The 1,633-nt window shown below is 35.0% G+C and carries 3 protein-coding genes; all 3 read right to left on the bottom strand.

All coding sequences use genetic code 11. From position 1 onward, the window contains the following. Positions 1-105: 105 nt before the first annotated feature. Positions 106-507 carry a MaoC/PaaZ C-terminal domain-containing protein gene (locus V7014_RS23955; protein ID WP_335511070.1) on the bottom strand — a complete coding sequence of 134 codons (402 nt, stop codon included), beginning with the start codon at positions 505-507 and terminating at the stop codon, positions 106-108. Beyond that, positions 504-953, bottom strand: coding sequence for a MaoC family dehydratase N-terminal domain-containing protein (locus tag V7014_RS23950; protein WP_335511068.1), 450 nt, complete (start codon positions 951-953; stop codon positions 504-506). The genes V7014_RS23955 and V7014_RS23950 overlap by 4 nt, the downstream gene beginning before the upstream one ends. A 22-nt stretch (positions 954-975) precedes the next feature. Further along, on the bottom strand, positions 976-1,633 hold a 658-nt coding region (locus tag V7014_RS23945), incomplete at its 5' end, for an SDR family oxidoreductase (protein WP_335511066.1).

Raw genomic sequence — 1,633 nt, 5'->3', positions numbered from 1 at the left:
ATTAAAGTTTCATTTTATTATAAGATCGCTCTGTTAGTATCAAATTTTACTTTGCTAACAGAGCTATATCAAATAATACAACTTTTTGGGGGAACGTTTTCATTTCTAATAAACTGAATAAGTTAGTTGACCATTCAATACTTCTTTATTATCTTGATTAACCGCTACAACTGAAAATATTAAAGAATTTACCCGTTTTTCCTCTATCATTGCCTTTAAGGTAATAACATCATTTAAAAAGACCATTCCTTTGAATCTAATTGAATAATCTTTAATAAATCCTTCATTATAGTGAGATGTAAAGAGCTTTGCCAAATTACCCATTGTCCACATACCGTGTGCAATAATTCCTGGCAAACCAGCTCTTTTCGCTTCTTCATCTATTGTATGAATTGGATTATAATCTCCGGAGGCTCCTGCATATTTAATTAAATCAATTCTTGTAACTGGATCTAACTTCACTTCATTTAAAGATTCTCCAACAGCATATTCTGTTAATAGTTTCATACCATCATAACCTTTCTAACAGCATCTGATATAATTACAACTTGTTTTGAAGTAAAGATGATTTGTTCATTTATATCTTCTCCTACACTATGCAGGACAAGAAAGCCCATTCTTCCATTGGCCCCTGTCTTTTCATAATAATCTTTAACCTCTGAAAAACATAGAATCTCTTCCCCTACAAGCAAAGGCCGTTCATAATGATACGCTTGTTCACCATGAATTAATCCTTTTTCAGGAAGATTTAAACCTTCAATAGTACCGTAGTCGAATACTCTCGGAAATGTTGGCGGGGCAGTATTTTGTTTGTAGCGTGATTTCTTTCCAAACTCTTCATCTATATAAATTGGATGAAGATCACCAATAGCCTCAGCGAATTTTCTCACAGCACCTCTTTCAACATTGTTTTTAATTTTCTCAGAACGATTTCCAATAACATCTGAAAACATGATTCACTCACCCCTTTCACAGTTAGTTTTTAGGACCCCCAGCAACATAAATCACTTGTCCACTTACAAATGAAGATTTTTCATCCGCGAAAAAAGTCACTGCGTTTGCAATATCCTCAGGTTTACCACTTCTTCCAACAGGAATCTTATCAACTTGGAACTTGATTAGTTCATCAAATGTAATTCCTAAACGCTTTGCTGTATCCTTTGTCATTTCCGTTTCAATAAATCCCGGTGCTACAGCATTTGCTGTAATTCCATACTGGCCAAGTTCTATCGCCAAAGTTTTTGTTAATCCTTGTAAGCCAGCTTTAGCCGTCGAATAATTCGCTTGACCGCGATTGCCAAGTGCTGAAGTTGAAGATATATTGATGATTCGACCATATCCGTTTTTTACCATATATTTTTGTGCTGCACGAGAAGCAATAAAAGCTCCTTTTAAATGTACATCCATAACAGTTAACCAATCAGAATCTGTCATTTTAAAAAGCAAATTGTCTCTAATGACACCGGCATTGTTGACTAAAATATCAACCGATCCGAATAAGTCGTATACTTCCTTCATAGCTTCTTCTACCTGATTAGCCTCGGTTACACTGGCAACTTTCGAATAAATAGAGTAACCTTGTTCACGAAATTCATTGGTTGTTTCCTGCAACGCTTCTTCATTCACATCAATC

It is taken from the genome of Bacillus sp. JJ722, assembly GCF_036963345.1.
Taxonomy (GTDB): domain Bacteria; phylum Bacillota; class Bacilli; order Bacillales; family DSM-1321; genus Bacillus_AD.
This window is presented reverse-complemented; position numbering and strand designations above follow the sequence as displayed.